Origin of the sequence: Anaerotignum sp., from assembly GCF_017483025.1 — a bacterium.
Taxonomy (GTDB): domain Bacteria; phylum Bacillota; class Clostridia; order Lachnospirales; family Anaerotignaceae; genus Anaerotignum_A.
Genome location: NZ_JAFUMA010000017.1, coordinates 1 through 1,857, shown reverse-complemented (window position 1 = coordinate 1,857; position 1,857 = coordinate 1). Strand labels below are relative to the sequence as shown.

Here is a 1,857-nt window from a genome sequence, read left to right as displayed (position 1 = left end):
GCCATGTATTTAGCGTGCATCATAAACATAATCAGACACAGGTCGGGAACATTCCCTTTGTTGATTTCGTCTTTTGCTATTTCCACCATGCCGTGTTCTTCCTCTTCCAGAAATTCATGCAACAACTTGAAATCCATATATCTATCATTCCGCACGATATCCGAAACAAAAAACCACAAAATATTTTCACGCAAATACTGCACAATTTTTTGATATTCGCCTTCCCACTTTTTGAAAGCTGCTTCATCCTTTTCCTTCAGGTCTTTTGCCTTGCCTTTTCGCTCTACCTGTTTCAGAAAATAATCCTTTTCCTCTCTGGTCATTCTTCTTCTTGTTGCCATGTATACCACTCCTTAGAACGGACATTCCGCATCATCCTGCAGGGCCTCAAAGCCTTCTGGTGCGGTTTTGTTTTCCCAGCCGTATGCTTTTTTGGGGTTGTCGCCTTCCGCAGTGATTCTCTTGCAGGACTGGCTATATGCTGTTTTAATTGGCTTTTTACCAGTCAATTTACCAGTCAGACGGTTCTTTGTAACAGAAATCAGGCCGCCCAGATCCTCATCCTGTCTTCTACTATAAAAAACCACAGTATCAACTTTATTTGTGATATCGCCGGAACCAGAAACGTCATCATTGTTCATTTCGCCATCTTTGGTTTTTCTGGGATGTGCTACCAACATGATATGTACGTTATATTTCAAAGCAATGGTTTTCAGCTGCCAAACAAAATTACTCTGCGCCGTATATAAGTCTGTTTTGTCACCAGTCAGATCAATGGCAGTCATCAGATTATCGATACAGATCAGGCGGATACCATACTGCTTGATTGCTTTTTCAATCGTCTGAATGATTGTTTCTTCTTCCTGATTCTTCGCAGGGACATAAGCGTTATCGTAAATATATGCTCTCCCTCTATACCATTCGTTGATCTGGTCACGGACATTCTGAGGGATGGTATAAATCGCATCCCCATATTCGTTTTTCTTTTCTTCCAGATTTGCTCTGCCAGCTAACTGTAAATCAAACCACAGTTTAAAGTGATAATCTGGCAGTTCCCCGGAATAAACCAGAATGTTCCAATCCTGATTCAAGGCCTCTGCCATAATCTGGCTTGCAAGAGTGGATTTGCCTTCGCCACGCTTACCAGACCACAGGGAAACCTGCCCCAGATACAGACCGCCAATAACATCATCCAATTTGGTCAGTCCCGTTCTGATTTTCGGAATCTTTTCGAGGTCGATTTCTTTAACCGCATACAGGTCTTTCACATTTTTCATTTTTGGCACTTCTGCGTTCTGGATAGCATTAAAAACTGCCGCTTTCCCATATTTGCGGAGAATATCATTTGCATCTTTTTCGCCCAGATAATCTTCCACTCTTACAGCCTTTACCTTCTGGGTCAGTCTGTTCTGCAGTTCGTCTACCAAAGTGATTTTCCCATCTTCGCAGTCACCAAATACAATTACTTCATCGAACCTCTGCAGCCATTCTTCGCAATGCTGAAACCATGTGAAGCCCAATGCACCGTTTGGCACAGAAACAACGTTCTGGAAACCACATTCCGCCACAGACAGGCTGTCAATCTGGCCTTCAGTAATGATCAGAGAACCACTTTCTCCACACTGAGGCATACCGAACAGAATAGGCTTTGTGCCCTTTTCGGACCATTCTTTGTTTTTGTCCTTTTTGCGGTCAAAATTTGCTTTGCGGTATTTTACAAACTGCAGAACATTGTTTTCGTCATAAAATGGGAATACCAGCACATTCTGGTCATTTTTTGCTGTTGTGATGTGGTATTTCATACAGATCCCTTCGCTGATACCTCTGCCTTCCAGATATGTAATGGCGGCAGGTCTG

2 protein-coding genes are annotated in these 1,857 nt (G+C 42.6%); both read right to left on the bottom strand.

Going from position 1 to position 1,857, the window contains the following annotated elements:
* Positions 1–341: hypothetical protein (locus IJ369_RS01655; RefSeq protein ID WP_290715241.1), on the bottom strand; the 341-nt coding region annotated here is incomplete at its 3' end.
* 12 nt (positions 342–353) lie between these two features.
* On the bottom strand, positions 354–1,857 hold a 1,504-nt coding region (locus IJ369_RS01650), incomplete at its 5' end, for an AAA family ATPase (protein WP_290715239.1).